The sequence below is a fragment of the Flavobacterium johnsoniae UW101 genome, from assembly GCF_000016645.1.
Taxonomy (GTDB): Bacteria; Bacteroidota; Bacteroidia; order Flavobacteriales; family Flavobacteriaceae; genus Flavobacterium; species Flavobacterium johnsoniae.
In genome coordinates this window covers 165,870-191,329 of the sequence record NC_009441.1, presented here as the reverse complement: position 1 = coordinate 191,329, position 25,460 = coordinate 165,870, and the positions used below count along the sequence as shown (strand labels likewise).

General features: G+C 34.0%; 27 protein-coding genes. 6 read left to right on the top strand and 21 right to left on the bottom strand.

The window, feature by feature from the left end; genetic code table 11:
• Positions 1-4: 4 nt before the first annotated feature.
• Together FJOH_RS01000 and FJOH_RS00995 are read left to right on the top strand one after the other, a co-directional pair.
• On the top strand, positions 5-1,819 hold the full coding sequence (locus tag FJOH_RS01000; protein ID WP_012022293.1) for a RagB/SusD family nutrient uptake outer membrane protein: 1,815 nt from the start codon (positions 5-7) through the stop codon (positions 1,817-1,819).
• A 31-nt stretch (positions 1,820-1,850) separates the two neighbouring features.
• A complete protein-coding gene (locus FJOH_RS00995) occupies positions 1,851-3,419 on the top strand; it encodes a DUF4957 domain-containing protein (protein ID WP_012022292.1) in 1,569 nt (522 codons plus the stop codon).
• A 132-nt stretch (positions 3,420-3,551) separates the two neighbouring features.
• On the opposite strand, the gene FJOH_RS00990 is transcribed toward FJOH_RS00995, so the two are convergent.
• The 7 genes from FJOH_RS00990 to FJOH_RS00960 all read right to left on the bottom strand — a co-directional run bounded on the left by FJOH_RS00990 (position 3,552) and on the right by FJOH_RS00960 (position 8,052).
• Positions 3,552-4,124 carry a pentapeptide repeat-containing protein gene (locus tag FJOH_RS00990; protein ID WP_012022291.1) on the bottom strand — a complete coding sequence of 191 codons (573 nt, stop codon included), beginning with the start codon at positions 4,122-4,124 and terminating at the stop codon, positions 3,552-3,554.
• Positions 4,125-4,157: 33 nt separating this feature from the next.
• Positions 4,158-4,358, bottom strand: a complete 201-nt coding sequence (locus FJOH_RS00985; protein WP_044048187.1) for a hypothetical protein — start codon at positions 4,356-4,358, stop codon at positions 4,158-4,160.
• A gap of 71 nt (positions 4,359-4,429) precedes the next feature.
• Complete coding sequence (locus FJOH_RS00980; RefSeq protein ID WP_044047382.1) at positions 4,430-5,350, bottom strand: AraC family transcriptional regulator; 921 nt, start codon at positions 5,348-5,350, stop codon at positions 4,430-4,432.
• 2 nt (positions 5,351-5,352) lie between these two features.
• The gene (locus FJOH_RS00975) at positions 5,353-5,916 is read right to left on the bottom strand and encodes a DUF6642 family protein (protein ID WP_012022288.1); all 564 of its coding nucleotides are present in this window, start codon (positions 5,914-5,916) and stop codon (positions 5,353-5,355) included.
• Positions 5,917-6,087: 171 nt separating this feature from the next.
• On the bottom strand, positions 6,088-6,297 hold the full coding sequence (locus FJOH_RS00970; RefSeq protein WP_044047381.1) for a hypothetical protein: 210 nt from the start codon (positions 6,295-6,297) through the stop codon (positions 6,088-6,090).
• A 24-nt stretch (positions 6,298-6,321) separates the two neighbouring features.
• Entirely contained in the window at positions 6,322-6,726 is a 405-nt protein-coding gene (locus tag FJOH_RS00965) for a hypothetical protein (protein ID WP_012022287.1), read from the bottom strand.
• A gap of 1,083 nt (positions 6,727-7,809) precedes the next feature.
• Positions 7,810-8,052, bottom strand: coding sequence for a hypothetical protein (locus tag FJOH_RS00960; protein WP_012022286.1), 243 nt, complete (start codon positions 8,050-8,052; stop codon positions 7,810-7,812).
• A 334-nt stretch (positions 8,053-8,386) separates the two neighbouring features.
• Here FJOH_RS00960 and FJOH_RS00955 point away from each other — a divergent pair, with 334 nt between their 5' ends.
• Complete coding sequence (locus FJOH_RS00955; protein ID WP_044047380.1) at positions 8,387-9,646, top strand: putative DNA modification/repair radical SAM protein; 1,260 nt, start codon at positions 8,387-8,389, stop codon at positions 9,644-9,646.
• A gap of 4 nt (positions 9,647-9,650) precedes the next feature.
• On the top strand, positions 9,651-10,424 hold the full coding sequence (locus FJOH_RS00950) for a TIGR03915 family putative DNA repair protein (protein ID WP_012022284.1): 774 nt from the start codon (positions 9,651-9,653) through the stop codon (positions 10,422-10,424).
• Positions 10,425-10,567: 143 nt separating this feature from the next.
• Here FJOH_RS00950 and FJOH_RS00945 read toward each other — a convergent pair whose 3' ends face one another.
• The gene (locus tag FJOH_RS00945) at positions 10,568-11,320 is read right to left on the bottom strand and encodes a DUF1349 domain-containing protein (RefSeq protein ID WP_012022283.1); all 753 of its coding nucleotides are present in this window, start codon (positions 11,318-11,320) and stop codon (positions 10,568-10,570) included.
• 105 nt (positions 11,321-11,425) lie between these two features.
• On the opposite strand from FJOH_RS00945, the gene FJOH_RS00940 reads away from it, so the two are divergent.
• Complete coding sequence (locus FJOH_RS00940) at positions 11,426-12,196, top strand: response regulator transcription factor (RefSeq protein WP_012022282.1); 771 nt, start codon at positions 11,426-11,428, stop codon at positions 12,194-12,196.
• Positions 12,197-12,212: 16 nt separating this feature from the next.
• Here the strand turns inward: FJOH_RS00940 and FJOH_RS00935 are convergent, their stop codons facing one another.
• The 4 genes from FJOH_RS00935 to FJOH_RS00920 form a co-directional block, all read right to left on the bottom strand.
• Positions 12,213-12,431, bottom strand: a complete 219-nt coding sequence (locus FJOH_RS00935) for a hypothetical protein (RefSeq protein WP_012022281.1) — start codon at positions 12,429-12,431, stop codon at positions 12,213-12,215.
• A 3-nt stretch (positions 12,432-12,434) separates the two neighbouring features.
• Positions 12,435-13,901: a glycoside hydrolase family 130 protein gene (locus tag FJOH_RS00930; RefSeq protein ID WP_012022280.1), complete on the bottom strand. Its 1,467-nt coding sequence runs from the start codon at positions 13,899-13,901 to the stop codon at positions 12,435-12,437.
• A 280-nt stretch (positions 13,902-14,181) separates the two neighbouring features.
• Positions 14,182-15,756 carry a Na+/H+ antiporter gene (locus tag FJOH_RS00925; protein WP_012022279.1) on the bottom strand — a complete coding sequence of 525 codons (1,575 nt, stop codon included), beginning with the start codon at positions 15,754-15,756 and terminating at the stop codon, positions 14,182-14,184.
• A 4-nt stretch (positions 15,757-15,760) separates the two neighbouring features.
• Positions 15,761-16,654 carry a helix-turn-helix domain-containing protein gene (locus FJOH_RS00920; RefSeq protein ID WP_012022278.1) on the bottom strand — a complete coding sequence of 298 codons (894 nt, stop codon included), beginning with the start codon at positions 16,652-16,654 and terminating at the stop codon, positions 15,761-15,763.
• A gap of 179 nt (positions 16,655-16,833) precedes the next feature.
• Between FJOH_RS00920 and FJOH_RS00915 the strand changes: the two genes are divergently transcribed.
• Positions 16,834-17,814 carry an aldo/keto reductase gene (locus FJOH_RS00915; protein WP_012022277.1) on the top strand — a complete coding sequence of 327 codons (981 nt, stop codon included), beginning with the start codon at positions 16,834-16,836 and terminating at the stop codon, positions 17,812-17,814.
• 72 nt (positions 17,815-17,886) lie between these two features.
• Here the strand turns inward: FJOH_RS00915 and FJOH_RS00910 are convergent, their stop codons facing one another.
• The 9 genes from FJOH_RS00910 to FJOH_RS00875 form a co-directional block, all read right to left on the bottom strand.
• Positions 17,887-18,432: a YceI family protein gene (locus FJOH_RS00910; protein ID WP_012022276.1), complete on the bottom strand. Its 546-nt coding sequence runs from the start codon at positions 18,430-18,432 to the stop codon at positions 17,887-17,889.
• A gap of 11 nt (positions 18,433-18,443) precedes the next feature.
• The gene (locus tag FJOH_RS00905; protein WP_012022275.1) at positions 18,444-18,794 is read right to left on the bottom strand and encodes a c-type cytochrome; all 351 of its coding nucleotides are present in this window, start codon (positions 18,792-18,794) and stop codon (positions 18,444-18,446) included.
• An 11-nt stretch (positions 18,795-18,805) separates the two neighbouring features.
• Positions 18,806-19,648 carry a DUF5777 family beta-barrel protein gene (locus FJOH_RS00900; protein WP_012022274.1) on the bottom strand — a complete coding sequence of 281 codons (843 nt, stop codon included), beginning with the start codon at positions 19,646-19,648 and terminating at the stop codon, positions 18,806-18,808.
• Between the two features lie 2 nt (positions 19,649-19,650).
• Positions 19,651-20,046 carry an OB-fold protein gene (locus tag FJOH_RS00895; protein WP_012022273.1) on the bottom strand — a complete coding sequence of 132 codons (396 nt, stop codon included), beginning with the start codon at positions 20,044-20,046 and terminating at the stop codon, positions 19,651-19,653.
• Between the two features lie 108 nt (positions 20,047-20,154).
• Positions 20,155-21,057, bottom strand: coding sequence for a COG4315 family predicted lipoprotein (locus FJOH_RS00890; RefSeq protein WP_012022272.1), 903 nt, complete (start codon positions 21,055-21,057; stop codon positions 20,155-20,157).
• 305 nt (positions 21,058-21,362) lie between these two features.
• Positions 21,363-22,943 (bottom strand): TonB-dependent receptor, encoded by a 1,581-nt coding sequence (locus FJOH_RS27185; protein ID WP_235023088.1) that lies wholly within the window; start codon positions 22,941-22,943, stop codon positions 21,363-21,365.
• Positions 22,944-22,999: 56 nt separating this feature from the next.
• A complete protein-coding gene (locus FJOH_RS27180; RefSeq protein WP_235023089.1) occupies positions 23,000-23,866 on the bottom strand; it encodes a carboxypeptidase-like regulatory domain-containing protein in 867 nt (288 codons plus the stop codon).
• A 27-nt stretch (positions 23,867-23,893) separates the two neighbouring features.
• Complete coding sequence (locus tag FJOH_RS00880; RefSeq protein ID WP_012022271.1) at positions 23,894-24,793, bottom strand: FecR family protein; 900 nt, start codon at positions 24,791-24,793, stop codon at positions 23,894-23,896.
• Positions 24,794-24,844: 51 nt separating this feature from the next.
• Positions 24,845-25,360 (bottom strand): RNA polymerase sigma factor, encoded by a 516-nt coding sequence (locus FJOH_RS00875; protein WP_012022270.1) that lies wholly within the window; start codon positions 25,358-25,360, stop codon positions 24,845-24,847.
• Positions 25,361-25,460: the final 100 nt, after the last annotated feature.

Here is a 25,460-nt window from a genome sequence, read left to right as displayed (position 1 = left end):
CAAAATGAAACATAAATTAATAATAGCAGGATTGATAATTTCAAGTTTATTTAGTTCTTGCCAGCAATTTGAAGACGACTATTTAGATACAGACGCACCATCAACATTACAGCCTTCTTTGATTTTTTCTGATGCCGAACTGGCAAAAGGAGCTGTTGATGGAATAAAAGTGCCATTTGCAGAAACGAACTCTTACAGAGGAAGATTTTTACCATATTATGGATTAAATACAGATGTGGAATGGTATAATACTTCTCAGACAGCAGGAGATAAAGCAGATTTGTGTGTTTATGATGCCAGACCGGGTAATACAGAAATGAATACCACTACAAATGCTTATGCAATGATGTATTTAGGTATTGAGCGTGCAAATATCTGTATTCAAGGTATACGTCAATATGGAAAACCATCACCGGGAACAAACATGGGACAGTTATTAGGAGAAGCATTAACTCTAAGAGCTATTTACTATGCTGATTTACTTAAAGCATGGGGTGATGTTCCTGCTCGTTTTGAACCTATCACTACAGCAACTTTATATTTGCCTAAATCGAACAGAGATATTATTTACAAACAATTAATTGCTGACTTAGGTGAAGCATCAACACTAGTTGCATGGCCTAACGAAACTTCTTATACTAGTACTGTAGAACATGTAAATAAAGCTTTTGTAAAAGCATTTAGAGCACGTTTGGCTTTGGCAGCAAGTGGTTACCAGCAATACCCTGACGGCGTAAGAAGAAGTAATGATCCTGAACTTTCAGTTCCAGCTATGTATGCATTAGCATTAAAAGAATCTCGCGAAGTAATTGAGAGCGGTTCAGCTCATTTAGAATCTACTTTTGAAGGATTATGGAGAAAATACAATCAGGAAATTACTACTGCCGGCGGTGAGTCTCTTTGGGAACTTCCTTTTGCAGATGGACGTGGGCGTATGTTATTCACGTTTGCGGTGAGACACACTTCAGCAATTGATCAATTTCAGGCTAATGGAGCGAATCGAGGCGGTGTAGCGGGACCTTTACCATTTGTTTTTTACGATTACGATCAGACAGATTTGCGTAGAGATGTTACCTGTGTGCCTTACAAATGGGGTACTGCTGTAGCAGCAAGTCCATATCCAATTGCTAAACAAGAGCTGGGGACTTTAGATACATGGTATTTCGGTAAATACCGCTATGAGTGGATGACAAGAAGAGTTACTTCAGATAATGATGATGGGGTTAATAAAATGTATATGCGTTATGCTGAGGTGCTTCTTATAGCTGCTGAAACAGCAAACGAATTAGAAGGTCCGGGAGCAGCAATGCCTTATTTAAAAGAAGTTAGAAGAAGATCATTCCCAGCAGCGGCACAAGCTGTTAAAGTGGAGGCATATGTAGACGGTTTAAGCAGCAAAGAAGCGATGTTTAATGCTATTGTTGAAGAGAATAAATATGAGTTTACCGGAGAAATGGAGCGTAAACAAAATTTAATTCGTTGGAATCTTCTTAAAGTAAAATTAGACGAAGCTAAACAAAAAATGACAGATTTGGCAGCGCGTTCAGGTGCTTATGCTGATGTACCGGCAACTCTATATTATAAGTATAAAACAGATAATGTAAGTTTAGATATCTACGGATTAAACAGAGGAGAAACAACAAATCCGGGAACAGGATATTCTTCTATTGTCTGGACATGGACAGGTACAGCAGCAGATGCTAAGATAAACTCACTATACAAACCAGGAGTTAATCCGGATAACAGACAGTACTGGCCAATATGGCAAGTGTTTATCGATGGAAGTAATGGACAGTTAAAAAATGATTTCGGTTATTAAAATCTTAATTGATAATAAATTATAAGTTATTATGATGAAAGCAAAATATATATTTAGAGGACTAATAGCCGTATTACTTCTTGCAGTTGGAGTTTCAAGCTGCGAAAGTTATAATGAAGAGTTATTAGACAGCGTAGGAAATACAAGAGAGTTTTCTCCAATTGGGCTTAAAGCCACAGTGAGAAACCAAACTACGGTTGAATTAAACTGGACGGTTAAAACAGATGAAAACGCAGATCATTATGTAGTAGAATTCAGCCCGGACGATCCTGAATTTAAAACTATTTTTAAAACAGTAAATGTAACTCCGGCAGAACTGCCAATACAAGTAGCTTTAGAAGGAGAAACAACTTATTCTATTAGGGTTAAAGCTGTAAGTGCAGCTGGTTTAGACGATTCAAAATGGTCAGTAACCACAGCTACAACATTATCTGAACAGATTTTCTTTCCAATTAAACCGGAAGAAATCGAAGCTGGGTATCTTACTGTACGATGGACACCTAACAGTAACGTAACAGAGATTTTAGTTCAGCCAGGTAATATAACCCACACCATAACAGCAGAAGAAAAAGCTGCCGGAGCAGCAATTGTTAACGGTTTAACTCCAGAAACAAATTATACTGCTACTTTAAAGAATGGGACTAAAACCAGAGGAATACTAACATTTACAAGTGGTGTTGATCTTACAAAAGGTATTGTAATAAATCCACAAGACGATTTAATTGCTAAAGTTGCTCAGGCACCATCAGGATCAAGATTATTACTTATGCCGGGTGTTTATTCAACAACGGGTGAGATCATTGTAAACAAAACACTTATTTTTAGAGGTGTAAGACCAGAAAATAAACCAAAACTGACAGTGAAATTTACTCTGGCTAATAATCCGGCTAATGCAAGTGAAGCTGTAAGTCTGTCTCTGGTTGATCTGGATTTAAGTGGATCTGGTTTAACGGGCGGTGTCATTTCAATTTTAACAGCACAAGCGTCACCTTTAGGAGATATCTTGATAAGCAGTTCTTATGTTCATGATTACCCTTCTCAGCTTATGTACGGAAATGCAGCAGCCAGATTGAAATCATTCACTATAGATAATAGTATTGTTAAAAATGTAAATACTGCCGGATCAGCTGATTTTATCGATTTCAGAACTACATATGTTGAAAATGTTACTTTAACAAGAAGTACATTTAATAATTGTGGATCACGTGATTTCATCCGTTTAGATGCAGCTGCTGGTTCAGGAGGAAGTTTAGTAAGTAATGTGGTGATTGATGGATGTACGATATATACTCCGACATTAATAGCTTCAAGCAGAATTTTATATGTACGTTTTGCGACAAATATTTTAGCGGTACGTAACACATTGCTTGTTGTTGGTCAGGCAATTTATACTAACAATGCTGCAACAAGTGCTCCAGGATTTGGAAACAATAATAATTTTAATTCACCAAATTTAAAAGCGACTACAAATAATAACAGACCAGATGCTGCGGCAACAACATTAGATCCGCAGTTTGCAAATGCTGCAGGAGGAGATTTTACATTAGGAAATCAAACTTTGAAAGATAATAAAATTGGTGATCCACGTTGGATTAAATAAATTTCATTTTCATATTTTTAGTTTTTAAAAAGGGATGCCGCGGCATCCCTTTTTTTATAAAGTACTTTTTTGTGAAATCTTCACAGTAAAAGAAACCTGAGACTAAAAACTGCGGCTGAATACTTTTATAATCTATTCAATATCCAAATCAAATTTTTCTAATAATCCGGCAAGCGCTGTATGAGAAACTTTTGTCCCTTTAATTTTATTTTCAGAAGGATCGAAAGCATAATTTCTCGAAGACCTGAAATCGGTTTTCTCCAGGATGCATTCCGCGAAAGTAGCATTAGATAAATCACAATTTTTGAAAGCTGCCAAAGACAAATCGGTATTTGAGAAATCGACATCTTTCAGCGAACAGTCAATAAAATTGGTTTTCTTTAGTTTTTTATAAATAAAAGTAGAATAGTCTAAAAGACAATCCTGAAAACTCATCGAAAACAAAAAACTGTTACTTGCACTAAAATCCAATCCCATTAGTTTACAGCCAATAAACTTAATGTTTTTTAATCCGGTATTCTTAAGCACAGCCAGCGAAAGATTACAGTTTTTAAAAGTAGAATCTAAAAAATCATTATGACTCAAATCACTTTTAGAGAAATTGCAGTTGATGAACTCGCAGTTTACAAATTCTGTATTCGATAAACTTTGATCAGAGTAATCTACTGTGTCAAAAGTTCGGTTTTGGTATAATTTAGTTTCCATTTTATTTGTGAAGATGTTGTAAGTAGTTAAGTTTTATTCTAATTCAATGCAGTCAAAAATGCCATTGTTTAGAATTAGTTTTGGAATATCAAGCTCGCTGTCGATTCTTAAAATATTATCGCAGTCCTCAAGATCAAAATTCCATAAAGTATCAGGTAATAATTCGTGAAGCAGTGTAGAAGCCGACTCAAATTTTGATTGGCTGTTAACGGAAGTTTTAAAAACATAAATCATAATTTGCATTTTTTGAAGAGGCAAATTTCTGAAAAATGTATGGCTGTTTAATAGGATTCAATAATCAATAATTAGGACTTATCAATCATTTTTCTGTACTGAATTGGTGTAATTCCTTCATGTTTCTTAAAAAAACGGCTAAAGTACGATTGGTCTTCATGACCTACTTGTACTGCGATTTCACTTACAGAAAGTGTGGTTTGAAAGAGTAAATATTTGGCTTCTAATAATATGGTTTCATCAATCCATTTTGTGGCCGATTTTCCTGTAACCGTTCTAACAGATTTATTCAAATGGTTAGGCGTAACATTCAATAATGATGCATAATAATGAACCAAATGATGTGTTTTAATATTTTGGTGAATCAACTCTTTGAACTTATTGGTAATAACTTCTGCCGCAGAAATATTTTTTGAACTCTTAACCGAGTTTTTATTCATTTCATAAAACAGCGTAATTAAATACGACTGCACAATATTTAGGTTTGCTGTCGAAGTTTCAGAATATTCTTTTTCAAGCCGGCTTAAAATAGCCGTTATGTGCGGAACATCTTTTGGAGCCAGAGTAATTTTTGGATTGCCTGAAATTTTCATGAAATCAAATTCATTAATCATTTCACGGCTTCCGTATTTTCTAATTAAAATATCAGGGTGAAACTGGCAGATATAGCCTTTATGTATGTTATTAACATTTTCAAGAGAAAAAATCTGACCAGCGGGAACCACAATTATTTCGTTATCTATAGTGGTATATTCCTGATACCCCAATTTCATGACATGCTGGCCCGAAGAAATAAAAATTAAAGTATGGCAGGAATGTTTACAAGGCGGTACCGGATGTTGCATCTGCATTATTTCTTCAATCTCCAAACAGAAAAAATGATCAGAATTTGATTTAAAAAGCAAATGAATAGGATTATCCTCTCCAAGGAACTTCTCCCGAAATCCTGAGGCATTATAAGTCTTTATTTTTTCAATTGTCTTTGTCTTCATACTTAATAATACAATCTAAAATCAAGTAATTTACAAAGAGCATAATGCTTTTGGTACAAATCTTCTACAACTTCAGTCAAATCGTCATTTTCCTGATATAAGCTGAAAAACGCTTTATCGATTGTACTGCAGCTGGCAATTTTATTATAGGTAGAACCATATCCCGAAATGGCGCGGGCACCAGTAATATCAAGAAAATATTGTGCTTCTTCGTCGTTAAGGTCTAATCTTTTTTTATTGGCAAAATGAATAATTTTTCCTTTCATTTTCCCTTCAAAAAGTTCGGCTATTTCTTCAATGCTGTAATAATAATCATGAAGACAGATGTTGTTTTCCTGTCCCGGCATTACCAGATAAATGATTTCATAATCCTTAAAATTATGATCATCATATAATAAAGTATTTAAACTTTCTTCTAAACCCTCAATAGTATCACAGGTTTTATAGATGCTCGAAATTCCCTGATTAAAAGCAATTTCTTCCAGATTTTTAACCACATCAGTAGTTGTAACGGTATCTACGTCCTGAACGCCTTCGAGGCAGAAAATAAATTTTTCATTATCCATGCTACTGTCTTTTCGGTTTTTGGGTAAAACTGGGTTTAAGACAAATATATTTTTTTATATGGAAAAAGCCTTATGAGATCAGGACTTTAACGTCTTTTTTACAAATCATAAAGAAAAAAGGCATCTTTAAAATTTAAAAATGCCTTTTTTATCAAGAGAAATAGTTCTTATTTAATTTTTAAATTTATGAATTCTGGCAGAATACAAATTACTGCCAAAAATAATGGCTCCCATTACAAAAGGAACAAAATGAGAAATTTGCCAGAATAGTTCTTTTCCAGATTTTATTCCTTCATTTGAAGTTTCATAGATTCCTATTCCAATGAAGAAAAGGCAGATAGCAAATAGGCAAAATTGAATTTTATAATTTATCTTAATCATAATTTTATAACTTAACAGATTAATTTATTTAATTTTTGGCACATAGCTAATATAAATAGGAGATTCGATTAAATCTCCATTTTCGTCTAATATAAGAAAATTTCGTGAAGTTTTTTCTTGTGATTTGTCTATATGTGCCGGATATAATCTTTTTTTTCCTGTTCCTTTACAAGCGGCTCCCCATTCAGCGCTTGCCCATATAAATCCAGCAACAGCTACTCCTGTTGCTAAACCAAAAGATCCAACTTCTATAGTCGCAAGTCCAACAAATGCTATTCCAACTCCTATAGATGCAGATAAACAACTTCCAAATAATCCATTACTTTTAGATGTAAAACTATTTCCTTTGAAAAAATCTGGATCATATTCATTCATAACTTTTAATCCATCAATAAAATTATAAAAGCGCTGTAATTTTTTATTTGTCATCGGTAGAGATAAAATAGCATTTTCGAAATTTGTTATTGAAGTATCAAAATTTTTAGTGTTTAATAGCTCATCTTTAAATATTGTTACAGTTGCTAGTTCAGTACTTGTAAACAGATTTAAATCATTTAAATACTGAATATTTTGTTCATAAGTTTGGTCCAGTATATGAGAAGTTCTGGAATCAATTTCAATTGTTAAATCCTGACTTGCCAGCAGACTTTCATATTCTAAATATGGCTCTTCCGGAGCTGTCTCTATATAAGGTTTACTTGTAAAACTAATTCTTTTAGCTTGTATTTCAGTATCTTTTATTTTAATGATATTGCTTGCTCTATTAACATCTTCATTATTTAATCTATAAACGTTATTGTATTATTTTGTTTAACATCTTCTTTATTATCGCAGGAAGTTGTTGAGAATAAAAATTATAGTGGTAACTATTAATATTTTAGTTTTTAATAAATGCTTTGTCATTTTATCTTGTTTAAAAATTAATATTTATTTTGAGTGTACGATATCTCCGAGTAATTACAGTTACTCGGATAAATTCTCAAATATTTTTCGCAGTTTTTTATGATTATTTTTCATTTTAAACATAGGTTTATTCTTTCAAATATATAAAATCATATAATATATTTGTAAATTTTAACATATTTCTAAATTATGATAATTTTAAATTGCAAAGTAGTAGACTGCTTGATACAACTCATTTCAAACGAGCTTAGCATTTGCTTGATATTTGGTATATTAAAGTTTTAGATAAATTATTAAAAAGCCTCAGGATCTTTTACTACGACTTCTAATATCACGTAGATAAAAAACAGAAACTATTTTTAAAGCACGAACAGAAACCTGGTTTAGAAAAGATTTAGAAAATAGGAATATTTACTCAGAAATTAAATCACCGCTTTTATTTATTCAAAGAGAAAACGATGAGGACGGAACTTAAATTATTTTAATACAACAATTACTTTGGTGAGTGGAAAAGCAGAGAAGTGTATTTCCAAATGCTGGTCACATGCCACATAAAGAAACACCAAAATTAGTTATAAATAAAACAGCAGTATTTATTAAAAGCAGTAATTACGCTGCTTTTTTTGCGCGTTGTTTTTTCTCCAAAAGCTTAATTTGATTTTCAGTACAAAGAATTTGTTCTTTAATACCAACTTTATGGACTTCTATCAAATAATGGTAGGTCATCTCCTTAATTGCAGATTTTTTGATAAGTCCTTTTTTAAAATCTATTTTTCTCTCTATTACTGTCGCCCTATAAGATCTTCCACTCAATGTTGTGTAGAATACATCTTGTCCTTTTACAAAATTCATCTCTTTAGCTTTTGGTTTTTAATACTCGCTAATATCCAAGTCTCCATTTTATCAAAAAGGACCGAAAAATTAATCTAGGGGGGATAAAAATTTTTCTCCTTAAATGATGATGCAATGTATAAAGATTCAATAATTCGGCATTACGTATTTTTACCTGTTTTTTGAGTCTAATTCATTTATTTACAAGGCTTCATTTATTAAGAAAAGCTTTGTTATTGCTAATTGTACTAAGAAAATTTGGTACAATTTAGAACATCAGAATTCAGTTCTTTTCAATATCAAATATTTAGTTTTGAGGAAACAAATTTTATTCTAAAACTAAATTTAAGGTCAAATGGTACAGGAAAGAGTGATGGAGAAATTGGCAATTTTAGCCGATGCTGCAAAATACGATGTTTCGTGTTCTTCAAGTAACAGCAGCAGAAAAAATAAGGATAAAGGTTTAGGAGATGCTTCCGGAAACGGAATTTGCCATGCGTATACAGAAGACGGACGCTGTGTTTCGCTTCTTAAAATATTGCTCACCAATCATTGCATTTTTGATTGTGCTTATTGCGTCAGCAGAAAAAGCAACGACATTAAACGCGCCGCTTTTACGGTTCAGGAAGTGGTCGATTTAACGATAGGTTTTTACCGAAGAAATTATATTGAAGGTTTATTCCTGAGTTCGGGTATTTTTGATAATCCCGATTATACAATGGAACGTTTGGTTAGAATTGTCAAGAAACTGCGGTTAGAAGAAAACTTTAACGGATACATTCATTTAAAAGCAATTCCGGGTGCGAGTCCGGAATTGTTGAAAGAAGCTGGATTATATGCCGACCGTTTAAGTGTAAATGTTGAAATGCCAACTGAGCAAAGTCTTAAATTATTGGCTCCGGATAAAAATCATGTTGATGTTATCAAACCAATGGAATATCTGAAAAATGAAATTATAGGTTATAAAGAAGAAAAAAAGCAAAACTACAAAGCACCTCTTTTTGCTCCGGCGGGTCAAAGTACTCAAATGGTTATTGGTGCGACCCAAGAAAATGATATGGAAATTTTGGGCATGGCCAATTATTTTTACGAACAAATGAACATGAAACGGGTCTATTATTCGGGATATGTGCCTATAAGTTACGACAACAGACTTCCGGCAATTGGAACTCCCGTGCCTATGATTCGCGAAAACAGATTGTATCAGGCCGATTGGTTGATTCGGTTTTACGGATTTCACGTCAATGAAATGGTAGGTTTTGACCAGCCGAACCTTGATTTGGATATAGATCCAAAATTGGGCTGGGCTTTGCGAAACTTAAATCAATTTCCGGTTGATATAAATACAGCCGATTTAGAATTGATTCTCAGAATTCCCGGAATTGGTGTTTTGAGTGCCAAAAAAATTGTTGCAGCTCGAAAATTTAAAAAGCTGCAACCAGAAGATTTACAAAAATTAGGAATCTCTTACAGCAGGTCAAAATACTTTCTGGCTTTTGCAGCGCCGTTTCAGTTACAAAGAGACCTGACCTCAATTCAAATAAAAGAACACATTTTAAATTCGCAGAAAAGTAAATACAAAAATGATTTCTCAAATCAATTAGCTTTGTTTTAAACCAATGACACAAGTAATTTACGATAGTACTTTTGAAGGCTGGCTGACGGCAGTATTCGAAATTTATGAATTAAAACTCGCAGATGTTGTTTTTGCTAAAAATGAAGTTTCGAATGCTTTACTTTTTTCAGAGACGTATTTTGTGACAACTGATATCAGTAAAGCAAATCGTGTTTTACACGGATTAAAACAGCGTCTTTCTCCGGAAGGTTTTGATAATATTTACAGAGCATTTTTATCTGATTTGGATAAAATAGAAGAAACCTTATTTCAATTTGTAAAATATATATTTGCCAGCTCTGTTAATATTGAAGATGATTTGGCAAATACTTTTGTTTTGGATGTTCAAAGAGCGGCACATTTAACCGGAAAAGAAAGCCATCGCATGAAAGCTTTTGTCCGCTTTAAACTCACAAAAGACAATTTGTATTATGCCATAGTAGAACCAGATTGCGATGTGCTGCCTTTAATAGAAAAACATTTTAAAAACCGTTATGCCGATCAGCGCTGGCTGATATATGACTCAAAACGCAAATACGGAATTTACTATGATCTTGAAGATACCTCAACCGTGCAGCTTCAATTTAATGCTGAATCAACCTCATCGAAGTTTTTAGCCGAAATATGTGATGACAACGAAGAGTTTTTTCAAAATCTTTGGAGACAGTATTTCAGCAGTGTAAATATTGAATCCAGAAAAAATACCAAACTGCATTTACAGCACATGCCAAAACGATATTGGAAGAATTTAACTGAGAAAATTCCAAATCTAAAATAAGTCCAGAGTTTACTATTACGCAGAGATACACAAAAATTATCGCTGAGACTCGCAAAGTTTATTTGCGGCGATTTCTGTTTTTGTGAATCTTTGCGAATAATCTTTGCGAATCTTTGTGAAACAACTTTTTATTATCTTAAATTTTAAATCCCCAAACGAAAATCTTTTACACTTTTCTGTTCTAAACTTATTTCTTCAAAATAACTTGTAGTTCCTTTATCTACTGGACACTGCGCGCTGATTCCGCCCCAAAGTTCTGCCGGATAATTGTTTTTGTACAAACGAACCATCTGCCAGGTTTTGTTGTCAAGAGAATAATAACTGGCAACCGTCTGCGTATCTGATGATATTTTCATATAAACTGTTTTGCCTTTTACCACATCATGATTGTTATCGTCTGAAGTTCCTATGGTTCGAACTGTTACGATTCTGTGATTTCCTCTTTCGTCCTGCTCAAAACAAAATTTCTGATAAAAGCTGTCATTTACATACAAATACAAAACACCTGCATTGTACAAACCGCTTTCTGTAAATTCGGGACTTACTTTTGCTGTAATCGTAAAAGGTTTAGTATTGTCTATTTTAGATAAAAGAATAGGAGCGGTATTGCTTGAAAGTTTGTTGTTTGGATCTGAAAAATAATCTTTTTTCTCGCCCACATGAAACTGGATATTCTTTTTCTCATCAACTTTTGCCAGAGTATCGGCACCATTAATAGATTTTGTAAAATGAATTTTCTCTAGTTTTATATCGCACGGATTACCTCGAACAAAAGCAGAATCTGAAATTTTTTCAGTGGTTTTTTCTTCAGTTTTATTTTCTTTTGAAGAATTGTTGCAGCTTGAAAAGATTATAATTCCAAAGAGAACGAGGCAGGTAATAAATTTAGTTTTCATAAAATGTTTTGTTAGAAGTATAAAAATGATAATTTAGGTTTTTCAAATTTAGTTCTGCTTTCCAAAAACAGCAATACGTAAAATTAACCAATTTATAAAGCCGCTATGTCCAAAGTTTCCATCGAAGATCAGTTAACCTCAACTTTGTTACAGCAAACCTTTCTGGATGGAGAAGTTTTAGACATAGAAGAATATAAAAAATCGGTTGTTTCTTATGTCGAAATCGAACAATGTGTAGCCGTGCTTTCTGATTTTCAGGCAGACTGCAGTTATATTTATGCAGGCAATTTTGGAGAATTTTTTGGACTCTCTTCAGAAAATTTAATAATCGATTCAGCTTTTGAAGACTGCATTTTTAATAAAATAAATTCTGATGATGTAACCGAACGTCATGCTTTGGAACTTCAGTATATACAATTTCTTAAAAATTTACCCGGAGAAGAATATAGAAAATACAGTACTTTCAGCCGTTTAAGAACTTCTGATTCTCAAAACGTGAATTACATTAATCACCGCACCATGTATCTTAAAAAATCATCAAACGGGAGTATCTGGCTTGCATTGTGTTTGTATTCGCCTTCCGGCAATTTACAAACCAGTACCGGAATCGACGGCAGAATTGTAAACATGCAGACAGGCGAAACGATTGCTTCTGAAAAATACAAATCTCTTTCCGAAACGTTACTTTCGAAAAGAGAATTGGAAATTTTAAAACTTGCTGCAAAAGGAAACAACAGCGGTCAAATTGCCGGATTTCTAAACATATCAGTTTATACCGTTCGGCGCCACAGACAGAATATCATCCAGAAAATGCAGGTTTCTAATACAACCGAAGCTTTACGAACGGCTCTTGTTATGGGACTGATTCAAGTTTAAAAATGAAAAGCAGTTTTTAAGCCATTATTTTTACACGAGACCCATCAGTATTACAAATTTGAATCTCAATAGTATTATTTTCTTTTAGTAAAGCATCTGCCTTATCTTCTGCCTCTTCAAGAGAAGCAAAAAAAGTTGGAGGAAAATCATTTATACCATCATACGAATATCTTGTTTTTCCATCAAGTTCCAGAATAATACCTGTTGCCTTTTCGCATAAAATAATTTGATACATCCTTTATTTACTTTTCTTCAAAGCATCCAATAATTCAACCATATCAACCACACCATAAGTCGAAGAATAATCAGAAACTGCATAAGGCAGGATTAGACTATTGTTGTGAATAATGGCTCCGCAGGAATACACAACATTTGGGACATAACCTTCTCGTTCATCTTCCAATGGAGAAAGTAAAGGTTCGCTAAGTCTTCCAATTTCTTTTGACGGATCATCAAGATCAAAAAGTGATGCACCAATGCAATAACGTCGCATTGTACCTACACCATGTGTAATAACAAGCCAGCCTTCTTCGGTCCAGAGCGGTGATCCGCAATTTCCTATTTGTGTGAGTTCCCAGGTGTAACGCGGCTGCTGCAATAAAACAGGAGTGTTCCATTGTGTAACTCTGTTGGAATACATAATGTAATTGTTTACACCGTCAATTCGGGCAAGCATGGCATATTTTCCTTTTATTTTTCTCGGAAATAAAGCCAGGTTTTTATTTTGAGCACCTTCTCCATGTAGAGGCATAACTCTAAAAGAATAAAAATCCTCAGTAGAAATTAATTTGGGCAATATCGCGTGACCATTATATGCCGTGTATGTAGCCATAATGCGAACAGAATCGTCGTCGTCTACAAAACGCACAAAACGGGCATCTTCAATTCCACGGCTTTCAGAATCTGATATTGGAAAAATGACACGTTCTGTAATATCAGAATCGTGTTTGAATTGTAAATCATAAAAAGAGTTGGCAAGCCAGAGTATTTCTTCGAGAGCAGTTCTTCTTTCCTGACGAATTGCAGGATCACTTAAAGCTGTTTTTAATGTGTTTTTTAAAATTGCAAATTCAAATTCCTCCGGCAGATCCTGCATAATCTGATCAATGTATTTGTCCTGCGTATGCATTTCAATGAGCTTGGTGAGAAATCGCTCTTTATTGAATAAAGTTTTATGTTCAATTTCGGCCTTATCAATATGATGACCAATTTTCATTATCTGAAGATTGTTGTCTCTGTCCAGAATTCCTCTTCTAAAAACAATAGAAGAAATATGTCCTTCACCAGTGGCGCGGAAAGAAATTATTACACGTTTTTCACCCGCTTCTAAACCCGACTGATCAAAATCTTCTACAATCGAAGGATTAAAAATAGCGGCTGATTCTATCGCATATTCCATTGTGCAATAAGAACCAATAAGCATTTTTCGATTTAGCGTCATGGCCTCATAGTCAACCTGCATAGCTTCGATTATGGGTCTTATTTTTTCGCAGTGTCTAAAAAATACCGCCGAAATATTTCTGTGGCGTCTGGCAAATTCCCGAAGTGTTTGTTCTAAGGTTTCTGAAACTTGTTTTTCATCCAGCGTCATTATCCGAAGCACCATCTGCTGGGTTCGGTCATAACCATTCATAAAATATCGGGCTACAACTCTTCTGGAATCTGGGGTAAATTTTATACTTTTTCGAACAACGGATACTCGCATAGTTTTGGTTTTTAATTGCAGTAAAATAATTATTTGATGCAAATTAAGTTTGGCGTATTATGACCTGTAATTTGCTGAGAAAAAATAGAATTAAGCCTTTTTTATCAGCTCAGATATCGTGATATCTTTTCTATTTCTATAACAAGTTAACAATTTTGTTAAAGAAAAAAGCTTAATTTTTTATTAAATTCTTTTTTATCTTCCCGCTTTCCCCGATTATCAATTACTAATTTTAAAATTTAAAGAGATAAACTATAGAGCATATTTCTGAAAAATACTTTTAAAGATATCGCAGTTTTTCTTCTTCAATATCAAGATAATACATTTGTCTGCGTATAATAGCTTCGTCTAAAGTTTTGTCTTCTTTATTTCTATTTAAAAGCCATTGTCTCTGCTGGTCTAATAAATCCCGATAAATATTTTTGAGTTCCTGACTTATGGATTCATCATCAATTCCTTTAATATGCTGTTCCCATTTTTGAATAAGATGCTGTAATGAAGTATTGTTTTCGGCATGATCTTGATAATTGGTTTTTAAGTAAAGTAACGCAAATTCAGCCAATTCTTGTCGTATCTGGTGATGCGCTTCTTCGCGGGGAACAGGATCGTAGATGTTTGGAAGTTTGATTTTTTTGATAAAATACGGAAGCGTCAATCCCTGAATCAATAAGGTTAAAAGAATAACGATAAAGGTGATAAACAAGATGAGGTTTCGCTGCGGAAATCCGTTGCCATTGTCCAGATAAACCGGAATAGATAATGCTGCTGCTAATGAAACAACACCGCGCATTCCGGTCCAGCCTAATATAAAAGGCGTTTTATAACCGGGATGTCTATTGTCTGCTACAGTAATAAAATTTCGGGCGATAAGTGTTACAATTACGGCACCATAAGCAGATATGAGCCTGCTAATAATTAAAACAACCGTAATCAGAACGCCATAACCTATTGCTGTTAAAAGCGTAGTTTCTTCCAGTCCTTTAGTAATTTGAGGCAAATCTAATCCAATCAGCATAAAGACCAATCCGTTTAGTATAAAACAGAGACTTTCCCACACATTTACGCCTTGTATACGCGATCTGCTGTTTAAAAAACGGTGTCGGTTATTAGACAAAAGTAAACCGCAGCTTACTACAGCCAGTACTCCTGAACTATGAACTTCTTCGGCTGCGAGATAAATAATATAAGGCGTTAACAATGATAAAACAATATCGCTGTTGGCATCGGTTGGCAGATATTTATGTGCTTTCATAAACAGCCATCCTATTAATAAACCAATACCAGCGCCGCCAAAAACCATCCAGCTGAAACTTAATGCCGCTTTATAAAATATAAATTGTTCTGTTGCAACGGCAATCATGGCAAATCTGAAAATAATAAGGGAAGAGGCATCATTTAATAAACTCTCGCCTTCTAAAATCGACGACATGGTTTTGGGTACTTTGACAAATTTTAAAATTGCACCGGCACTTACAGCATCTGGAGGAGAAACAATTCCTCCTAAAACAAAACCTAATGCCAATGAAAAGCCCGGAATAAAATAATTCGCAACCAGCGCAACAGAAAGTGCTGAAACAAAAACAACGATAAAAGCAAAACTCGTTATAATACGTCTCCAGCGCCACAATTCTTTCCATGAAATTGTCCAGGCAGCTTCATATAATAATGGCGGAAGAAAAATAAAGAAGATGAGCTCTGGTTCGATGTTGATTGAAGGTACACCCGGAATAAAACTGATTAACAATCCTGCAAGTACCAGAAGTACAGGATAAGCTACTTTTATTTTATTGGCCAGCATAATGAGCAGTAAAATAACAATTAACAGACCAAGGTAGAAAGGGAAGTTATCCAGCATTTTTTTAGTTTAGGTTTCTATATTCGATTGGTGTATAACCGGTATTCTTTTTAAACATGCGGTTAAAGTGCTGCGGATATTTAAATCCTAATTCAAAAGCAATCTGGCTGACTGATTTTTCGGTATCAAAAATTCGTTCTTTTGCCAGATTTATTAATTTTAACTGAATGTGTTCCTGAGCCGATTTCCCAGTTTCTTTTTTTATTAAATCTCCAAAATAATTGGGTGAAAGATGTAAAAGATCTGCAAAATATCCAACAGAAGGAAGTCCAGAATCTTGTGCATTTTGAGAATGGAAATAATCATTTAAGCAGTTTTCAAATTTTGATAAAATATCAGAATTGATGTTTTCACGGGTAATGAATTGTCTGTCATAAAAACGTACACAATGATTTAAAAGCAGTTCTATAGTATTGCTGATAATATTTTTGCTGTGTTTGTCAATAGACTGGCTTAACTCGTATTCTAATTTGTTGAATAAATCTTTTATAATTTCCTGTTCTTTTAAAGACAAATGGAGCGCTTCGTGCGAGTCATAAGAAAAGAACGAATATTGATTTATATTTTTAAACAAGGCAGTTCCTTTTATAAAATCAGGATGAAAAAGCAATGTTAAGCCTGTAGATTTATAATTATCAGTATTGCTTACTTCCAGAACCTGACCGGGAGCAACAAAAACCATTGTGCCGTCATCATAGTCATAATTATTACGACCGTATTTTAATTCGCCGCAATTTCCGGCTTTTAAAAATATAGCATAAAAACCAAAATGCAGACGGGTATTATTGGGTAACGGATTACTATTAGAATTATCAAAAATACTTACTAAAGGATGCTGAGTTCCAACACCTTTTAACTGATTGTATTGTGTAACGTGTTCAAGTTTTAGTTGGTCCATGATGTGCTTGTGAAATTTAGATACACAAATATACTATTCAGATTATTAATAACTTAGCATGATTATTCAAATCAGTAAAAATGGTAATAACAGCAGTAATATGTATTATATACAGCTGGTTTTATTAAAAGAAATTTGTACTGTTAAAAATAACAATAAACTTTTATATAAATAAAATTATGGAAAAGAGAATATTAGGAACACAAGGATTAGAAGTTTCTGCATTAGGATTGGGCTGTATGGGATTGAGTTTTGCTTATGGTACAGCGGTAGATAAACAACACGGAATAAAAATAATCAGAGAAGCATACGAACAGGGAATTAATTTTTTTGATACTGCCGAAGCGTATGGCATTGCCAACGAAGAGCTGGTAGGAGAGGCGGTGAGCCCGTTTAGAAAAGATGTTGTAATCGCGACTAAATTTGGTTTTAAAGGCGGACAGGCATTTAACGGACAAGACAGCCGTCCGGAAAATATCAGGGCAGTTGCCGAAGAATCTCTAAGACGTTTAAAAACCGATGTTATTGATTTATTTTACCAGCATAGAGTAGACCAAAATATACCAATCGAAGATGTTGCCGGAACGGTTAAAGATCTTATACAGGAAGGAAAAGTAAAATATTTTGGTATGTCTGAAGCTGGTGCCGAAACTATTAGAAAAGCAAATGCTGTTTTACCAGTATCGGCTTTGCAAAGCGAATATTCTATTTGGTGGAGAGAACCAGAATTAGAAGTTTTGCCTGTATTAGAAGAATTAGGAATTGGTTTTGTTCCGTTTAGTCCGCTTGGCAGAGGATTTTTAACAGGCGCTATTACCCAAAACACAAAATTTGAAAGTACAGATTTTAGAAATTCTCTTCCAAGATTTAGTGAAGAAAACAGATCTGCCAATCAAAAATTAGTTGATTTATTATCTGCTATTGCTTCTCAAAAACAAGCGACTCCTGCACAAATTGCTTTAGGATGGCTTTTGGCACAAAAACCTTGGATTGCACCAATTCCGGGAACTACAAAATCAAACCGATTAACAGAAAATATTGGCGGTGCTTCAATTAATTTATCGGCAGAAGATGTTAAAAAAATTGACGATGCTTTTGCTCAAACTACAATTCAGGGCGATAGATATCCTGCTCAGATTCAACAAACTGTTGGGAAATAAAGCTTAGATAAATTAAAAGTGCTGTATTAAAAAATGCAGCACTTTTAAATAATTAACCATAAACTAAAAAAACTACATTTTTGTAAGCGGAAGATTGAAACTCACTTTTATCTTTTCAGCGATTTTTTTGCTGACCAGTTTTGGAATTTCAATATCAAAATCTTCTGCTTTTACTTCAAAACTTCCGGTAATTGTAATCTTGTCGTCTGATTTCTGGATTTTAGAATTAACGGTAATCTTTTTTGTTTTTCCGTGCAAAGTCAAATCTCCCGAAATCTTAACTGGTTTTGATGACGCTGAAAGTTTTGATGCATCAAAATCTTCAATTTTTCCTTTAAATGAGGCTTTAGGAAATTTATCCGATTCGACATAATTTTCATTAAAATGCTCTTCCATTAAAGCCACTTTAAACCGAAATCCTTTCATGAGTGCTAAAACAGCAACGTCTCCCGTTCCTGAGTCTAAAATGGCTGATGTGTTTTTGTTTTCTGCCGCCACTTCTTCAAAAGAATCTGCGGAAGCTTCAAATTTCAAATTCCCTGTTTTTGTTGCATATTTCTGTGCCGAAACTTGAAATAGTCCGGCAAACAAAAACAACAATATCATTTGTTTTTTCATTTCCTGTCGATTTAATTTTCTAATAGTCCATCCGCATTCCATTGCAAAATGGTATTTATTTTATCCTGAGACATTCTTCCTGCTTTTGGCATTTGTCCCGGAGTTCCGTTTTGACGCTGAATTCGGTCTAATAAATCAGTGTTTAACATTGCGTCTCTAACCTGTGCATAGGTTTCCAACGGTTTCAATGTTCCGCCAGAAGCGTGGCACGCAATGCAGTTTGCATCGATAATGGCTTTAGCGTTTGCGTTATAGGTTACTTTTCCAACTATCACCTCTGGTTCTTCCAGACTTTCGTACGTGTTAGATTCACAGCCGTATAAAGACAACAATATGCCAGATAAAAAGATATATTTTTTCATATTCTATACTTTTAAAAAACTCTATATAAATTAAACCCAAAGAAAAAATCGCCTTTTCCCCAGTCGCCCGTGGCATTTGTTAAGTAACCGCTCTCAGTCATAGATTGTGAATTGGTGAAAATTAATTGAAAAATATGACCGCCGGTTTCTATATCCAATCCAACAGAAAGCGGATTATTGTAAAAATCCGGTTTATTAAAATTTTCCCCGTATTCCAGATTTAAAGAAAGTCTTTTGGTTAATTTTAATCTTCCTCCGGCACTTAACGTAAACTGATTATCGTTTTCAGTATCCTGATTGTATAGGTTTTTATGAATATAAGACGGCACAAGTTCAAGAGATAATTTATCAGAGAATTTTCTTGAAATTAAAAGCTGATTTACATACGTTAATCGGTCAGAAAACTCAATTTTAGGATAATCGTCTTTTTTCAATCCGCTGTTAATATCGATTGTATTATAACCCACAATGTCAAACGGAAATTTGTCGTTTTGTCTTGCCAGTCGATATTTAAGCGATGTTTCATAAATTTTTAAAAGTGTATGGCGCGACGCACTCACAGAAAGCCAGTCGGTTACACCATAAATTCCTCCAATTTTTGTTGTGGCATCATCAAAACCAAAAAACTCAGAAATACCGCCTTTTACAGAACCAAATCGGTGCGATATAACAATATACAGTTCTTTTTTGGCTGCCATTTTTGTTGACTGAAGTGTTATAATCTGCAGACCTTTAAAAGTGGCCGTTGCATTTTTATCTACAACCTGGGTTGAGTCCAGACTTGACAGTAAATCTTCCTGAGCATTGGCACATAAGCAGATTAAAAAGCTGGCTATTAAGAATATTTTTTTCATATTTAATTTTGTTGTGTACTGCATTGATCCAATTTTACGACTCCAAATAAATCATCATAACCAATACATCTTCCTTTTATATTGACTTGTTTTTTAATAAAATTTTGGTTTGATTTTTTATTCATTTTACAAAATACCTTTCCGTCAATTACCATTGAAGAATCAGTAACTTCTGTGGCTGTTCCTTCAATTTCAATTGTTTTATTTAAGTATTTTGAATCTGCCTGCGAAGAATTTTGCGCATATTGACTTTCTAAGTTTTGGGCAGAAATAGTAAGCATTGATTTTTCATTATCGATGTCTCTGGCATCTTTGTAAATAATGTTTTGGTAGATATAGTAAGGGCCAAAACTTATTACCAGCAGTACTATCAAAATCGTGATTTTTCTTTTGTTCATGTCAATTTGGGATTTAAATTTTACAGCAGTGTGCCAGAATTTCTTATTAATAATTTCAAATCAGCCCGGTTAAAACCGGACTAATTTAAAAGAAACAGTTTTTGATTTTTAAATCGCCAGCGGAATATCTTTTACCGGAACCGGCCATACGGCAGGAGCAGGGAAACTAATTCCTTTATTAGCGCCTCTTACACTTGCATCCTGTCCAAAGTAATACAAAGGCCAGCCGTTGTAAACCAATTGTGATTTGCCAAATACAGTAATAACAGAGAATTTTGATTTATCAAGAATAGAAGGCACTACGATTTTGTCTGTCTCATATATTGGCCAGACTGCATTGTTTGAAAAATCTTCTTTAGTGAAGTTATTTTTCTTGAAATTATCATTTTTAAAAGTATACAATGTTAAACCTTTGGCATCTGTAAAATAAGTAGTCTGCCCGTCGCCGACAGTATAATCAGATTTGTAATTTTTACCGTCATGACCAACAAGCTGACTTCTTACGATCATGATAGAGTAATCTGGTTTTGCAATAAACCAAACACCGCCAATTCCGTCTCCATCTGTTTTACCCGGAGCTTCAGGTGTATTGGTTACGTTGCCGTATCCGTCGTTTGCAGAACTTGGTGCGTAGTAATATAAAGGCCATCCTTTGTAAGTAAGCTGTTTTTTTGAAGATGCAGTAGTAATAGTTCCAAAATCAGATAATGTTAACCCTGTGCCTAATTTATCTGCTGTTAAATTATCTACATTAAACACAGGCCATACTGCCTCGCATCCGCCTGTACAAGAAGATTGTCCTTTTGCATCTGTTGAGAAAAAATATAAAGATCTTCCGTCTTTGTCTACAAGATAAGAACCCAATGTAGTACTTGTTGCAAGCGTAACTTCTTTCTTAGTTTCCGGAGTTGGATCAGGATTAGTATTGTCACCAGAATTGTCACTGCTGCAGCTTAAAAAAAATGTTGTAACAGCAAGTGCTGCAGCGAATTTAAGTTGTTTTAATTTCATCGTCTTTAATTTTAGTTAAATTGAAATGGGTAAATAAGCTTTACAGAATTTATAAAGCGTTTGTTTAAAAAATGATTCATCAAAGAATTGTTCTTTACTGATGAGCATTTCGCAGCGCTACGAAGTGTCATGTAAAAGCTGTCCCTGCGGTGTTTTGTAAAATCTGCTGCGGTCATTTTAATTCTTTTGATAAGGTTCAATAGTAAAACAGCCTTGGTGCAGATAACCCTACCAAAAAATTAAAAATTTTAAGAAAAAAAATATAAAAGGAGTTAAGGCGATGAAAAAAGCTTGCCTGAATAGAATTAAAATGAAACTCTAAAACTCAGATTTGGAGTTCTTTGCAAAGAAAAAGTTTCGACTTCTTCTATAGAATTTGTAAGCGAACTTATCCTGTAATATTCGCTGATTTCATTTTTTCTGTTTAGGATATTTAAAATAGAAATCCCTAATTTGTATTGGATTCCGTTATCAGTTTCCCATTTATAAGTAGATGAAAAATTAACCTGAGAAAAAATATGCAGATTGGTATTGTTAGGTTTATTGTAAACCAATGTGGGATTTGACGGGTCAATTTGAGAATTGTCAGGAGAAGTTTTCGGCCTGCCCGAAGTCCATTTTGTTCCCAAAGCAATTTTAAAATTGTTTTTCTCATAAATTCCTGCCCACGATGCTGTATGCATTACCTCAAAATTGTTAGGAAAAACAGGGTATTCGTAATTAATAAAATGGTAATTATTATGATTGTAAGTATAGCTTAACCAGGTTAAAAAATGATTCATCTTTTTTTGCAGCAGCATTTCGGCTCCCCAGACTTCATAATCGCCGGTTGTTTTAACAAACTCCAGCTGGTTTTGAAATCCCTGACTTGAAGTCGTAATTCCGGTTACTTTTTTATAGAAATTTTCGATATCAAACAGCCAGTCATTTTTTATGTACGATAAATTCAGAGACAGCTGTCTGCTTCTCTGAATAGGAATTGAGCCATTATTGGAGATAATCCAGCGTCTTTTTTCTATCCCGAAATAATCTTTCTGCAGATCAATAATCTGCTGGGAGTTCTGACTTTTTAATTCTCCAAGTAATTCTAAATTCAGGTTTTTATTAATGCCGTAACCAAACTGTACCCGCGGTTCCAGAATAAATTTCTCAAATTTTTCGATATAATTAATTCGGGTTCCGGCTTTAAAATACGTTCGGGAAATTGTGTCATTGTATTTTCCTTCTAAAATCAAAGCATGTGTTCGCAGTACATCTTTTACTTTTCGATAAAAATCAGGATTTGTTACCTGCTCTAAATTTGTAATACCAATTTCATTAAACTGATAACCATCGCTAAAAGTAAATTTAGGGCTGAGAATATGATTGTTTTCTAAATTGATTCCGTTATTGTTTACCGAATTTTCCTGAATAACCCTTTGGCCTTCGCTGTTGGTCTGATTGCCCAGAAGTTCATAAGCCGAATTGTAAACGTTAATTTTAGTAGTGTTAAAATTGTCCCAATCTCGTTTCCATGATAAATTACCGCCATAATTCTGCTGGCGCAAAATACTGTTTTCAGATCGGTTTATGTTGTAAATAGTCGCGCTTTGAAAAACTTCCAGATTATCTTTAATCGTAATAAGGTCTAGTATTATCTGATCTTTGTTTCCTATTTTTTGAACATACTTAAAGGTGGCATCATAAAAATCAAATTTTTTATCGCTTTGATAATCGACATTCTGATTGTTCGAAAAATCGGTAATTGTCGTGTTTTGAAACACTTTGTTAAAATACTCTTTGTATGTAGGAGTTTCAATAAAATCAGTAATAGATTTGCGTGCAGCAACTTCAATATAACTCTTTTTCGAAAGATTGTATTTTCCGTAAACATCAGCATTGATCATATTGAGTCCGGCGCTGAAAGAATTTTTTTCTGCCGTTTCTGGAGTAGAAGAAATGGCTACAACACTCGATACGCTTTCTCCGTAAAAAGCAGAACTTCCGTTTTTGTAAATTGAAATGGTATGGCCAGATTAGGATTGAAAGCAGATATTAAACCAAAAAAATGTCCCGTTTGAAACATTCTTATTCCATTCCATAAAAATAAATTCTGGTCGTGCGTACCGCCGCGCACATTAATGCTCGACACACTTTCGTCGATACTGTTTACACCCGGAATTTGCTGCATAGTCTGCAAAGCATCCGGTTCGATAAGTCCGGGCAGAATACCAAATTTCTTGGGTTTAATTTCAAAAGAACCATTTTTGTTTTTAGAAATTCCCGATGCCAGAATAGCATTTGTCTTGATTTCTTTAAGTTCTGTAATTTCGGGTTGTAATACTATCTGCGGGCAGTTTTTTGAGTTGAAATTTATCGCCGCTATTTTTTGGGTTACATACCCAACATGGCTTATAGAAACTACTGCTTCTTTTTCTTCGTTACATTCAAAATAACCATTTGAATTGGTCGAAACCTGAGTATGATTTGATACACTAATATTGGCATTTTCAATTGGTTTTTTATCCAATGCAGAAAAAACGTATCCGCAGATTATTTGAGAAGCATTATCTTTTTTATAAATATTGATGAATGTATTTCCAATATTCTCAAATGATAAATGCGTCTTTTCACTCAGATATTCCAGTTTTTTTTCTAATGAAAATGATTTTTTTGGCGGAATTAATTCTACTCCAGAAATATTGTCTTCAGTATAATTGAAACTTACATGATGCTGTTTTTCAATATCAATTATTATTTTTTTAAAAGGCAAGACTTTTCCTTTGCCCTGAGCAAAACAATTCAGGGCAATGAAAAAGAGAAAAAACAAAAAATGAAATTGTTTGGGGAGCAACATTTATTTTTCGTCAAATATTATTTTATTTTTCGAGACTTGTTTAGCCTCTAAATGATATGTTGTACTAATAATCTGCAAAGCTGTATTTAAATCTTTAGCGGGTAATTTCCCTGTAAATAATGATGTTGTATCTTTTGTATTTAATTCGATCTTAATGTTATATTGTCTTTCAACTTCATCCAGAAGACTTCTGATATTTTCTTTATAAAACCCTATTTGATTGTCAATCCATTCCGGTTTTGATGTATTTACAGTCAGGTTAACCTGTTTTCCGTTTTCAAAACTTACGCTTTGCCCGTGGGTTAATAAAATTTGGGTATTGTTATAATTTACTTTTACACGTCCTTCATAACACACTACATCAAACCTGTTTTTTCTGGTTTTTACATTAAACTGGGTTCCTAAAACCGTTACTTTTCCAAGACGGGTTTCTACTTCAAATTTTCGGCCTTTGGCTACTCTAAAATAAGCTTCGCCTTTTAATTCTAAATGCCTGCTGTTGTCCCAGTTCCATTTTTTATACTGTATTTCAGAACCTGAATTCAATACTACTTCTGAATTATCCGGTAATGAAAAAGTGGTTCTTTTTCCAAAATCGGCTGTTTCAGTCTCAGGCACAAAAAACTGCATTACAAAAGTTACTGCCAATGCGAGAACAAATATTGCAGCGGCTCTAAAAGCCCATTTTTTGTATAGCGGTACAACTTTTGGAGCTGTTTTTTTCTGACTCAAAATATTCGACAGCATAGCGTTTTCATCAAGATCTCCAACCTCTAAATGAGCTGTATAATTCTTGATTTTTTGATATTTTTCAAAATCCGGACTTGCCTCAAATGCTGCCAATTCATCCGGAGATAAATCATCGTTGAGCCATTTTGCCAATAAGCGATTTTTTTTCATTTTATCGTACTATTATAATTAAAACAATTAGAACTTATTTTACCCTACTTTTTATAAATCAATTTCTTTACGTAAGCTTAACAACGCAAGATGAATGCGTTTTTCTACCGCCTTTACGCTAATATTTAACTCCGCAGCAATTTCACTGTATTTTTTTCCGTCAATTCGGTGCATCAAAAAAGCGGTGCGTTGTTTTTCGTTTAAGTTTTCGATGGCTTTTAAAAGTTTTGCCTGAAACTGTTTTTCTTCCAGAATATATTCCGGGCTTTCATTGGTTTTGTCTAAACCGGTGAAGTTTTTTTCGTATTTCAAAACCACTTTCTGGTGCGCAATCTGGTTAAGACTGCTGTTGTTTGCAATGGTATAGATATATGATTTTGCTTTTTCGAGCGGCACCGAAGCACAATTCTGCCAAAGTTTTACAAATGCTTCCTGTGTTATATCTTCTGCCTGTTCGATATTGCCAAACTTGTAAAGAAGAAAATTTCGAAGCGCTTTTGCATGGCTTTTAAAAAAGGACGAAAAGATTATTTCGTCACAAGTATCTGATTGGTTCTTAGTTGGCATTTATATTTGTGATTGGTACGATGCAAAAGTATTTGTTTTTAGTTTAAGTAGGGTAAACGCGGTGCTGATTGTTTTATAGAAACATCAGATGTTATTTTCT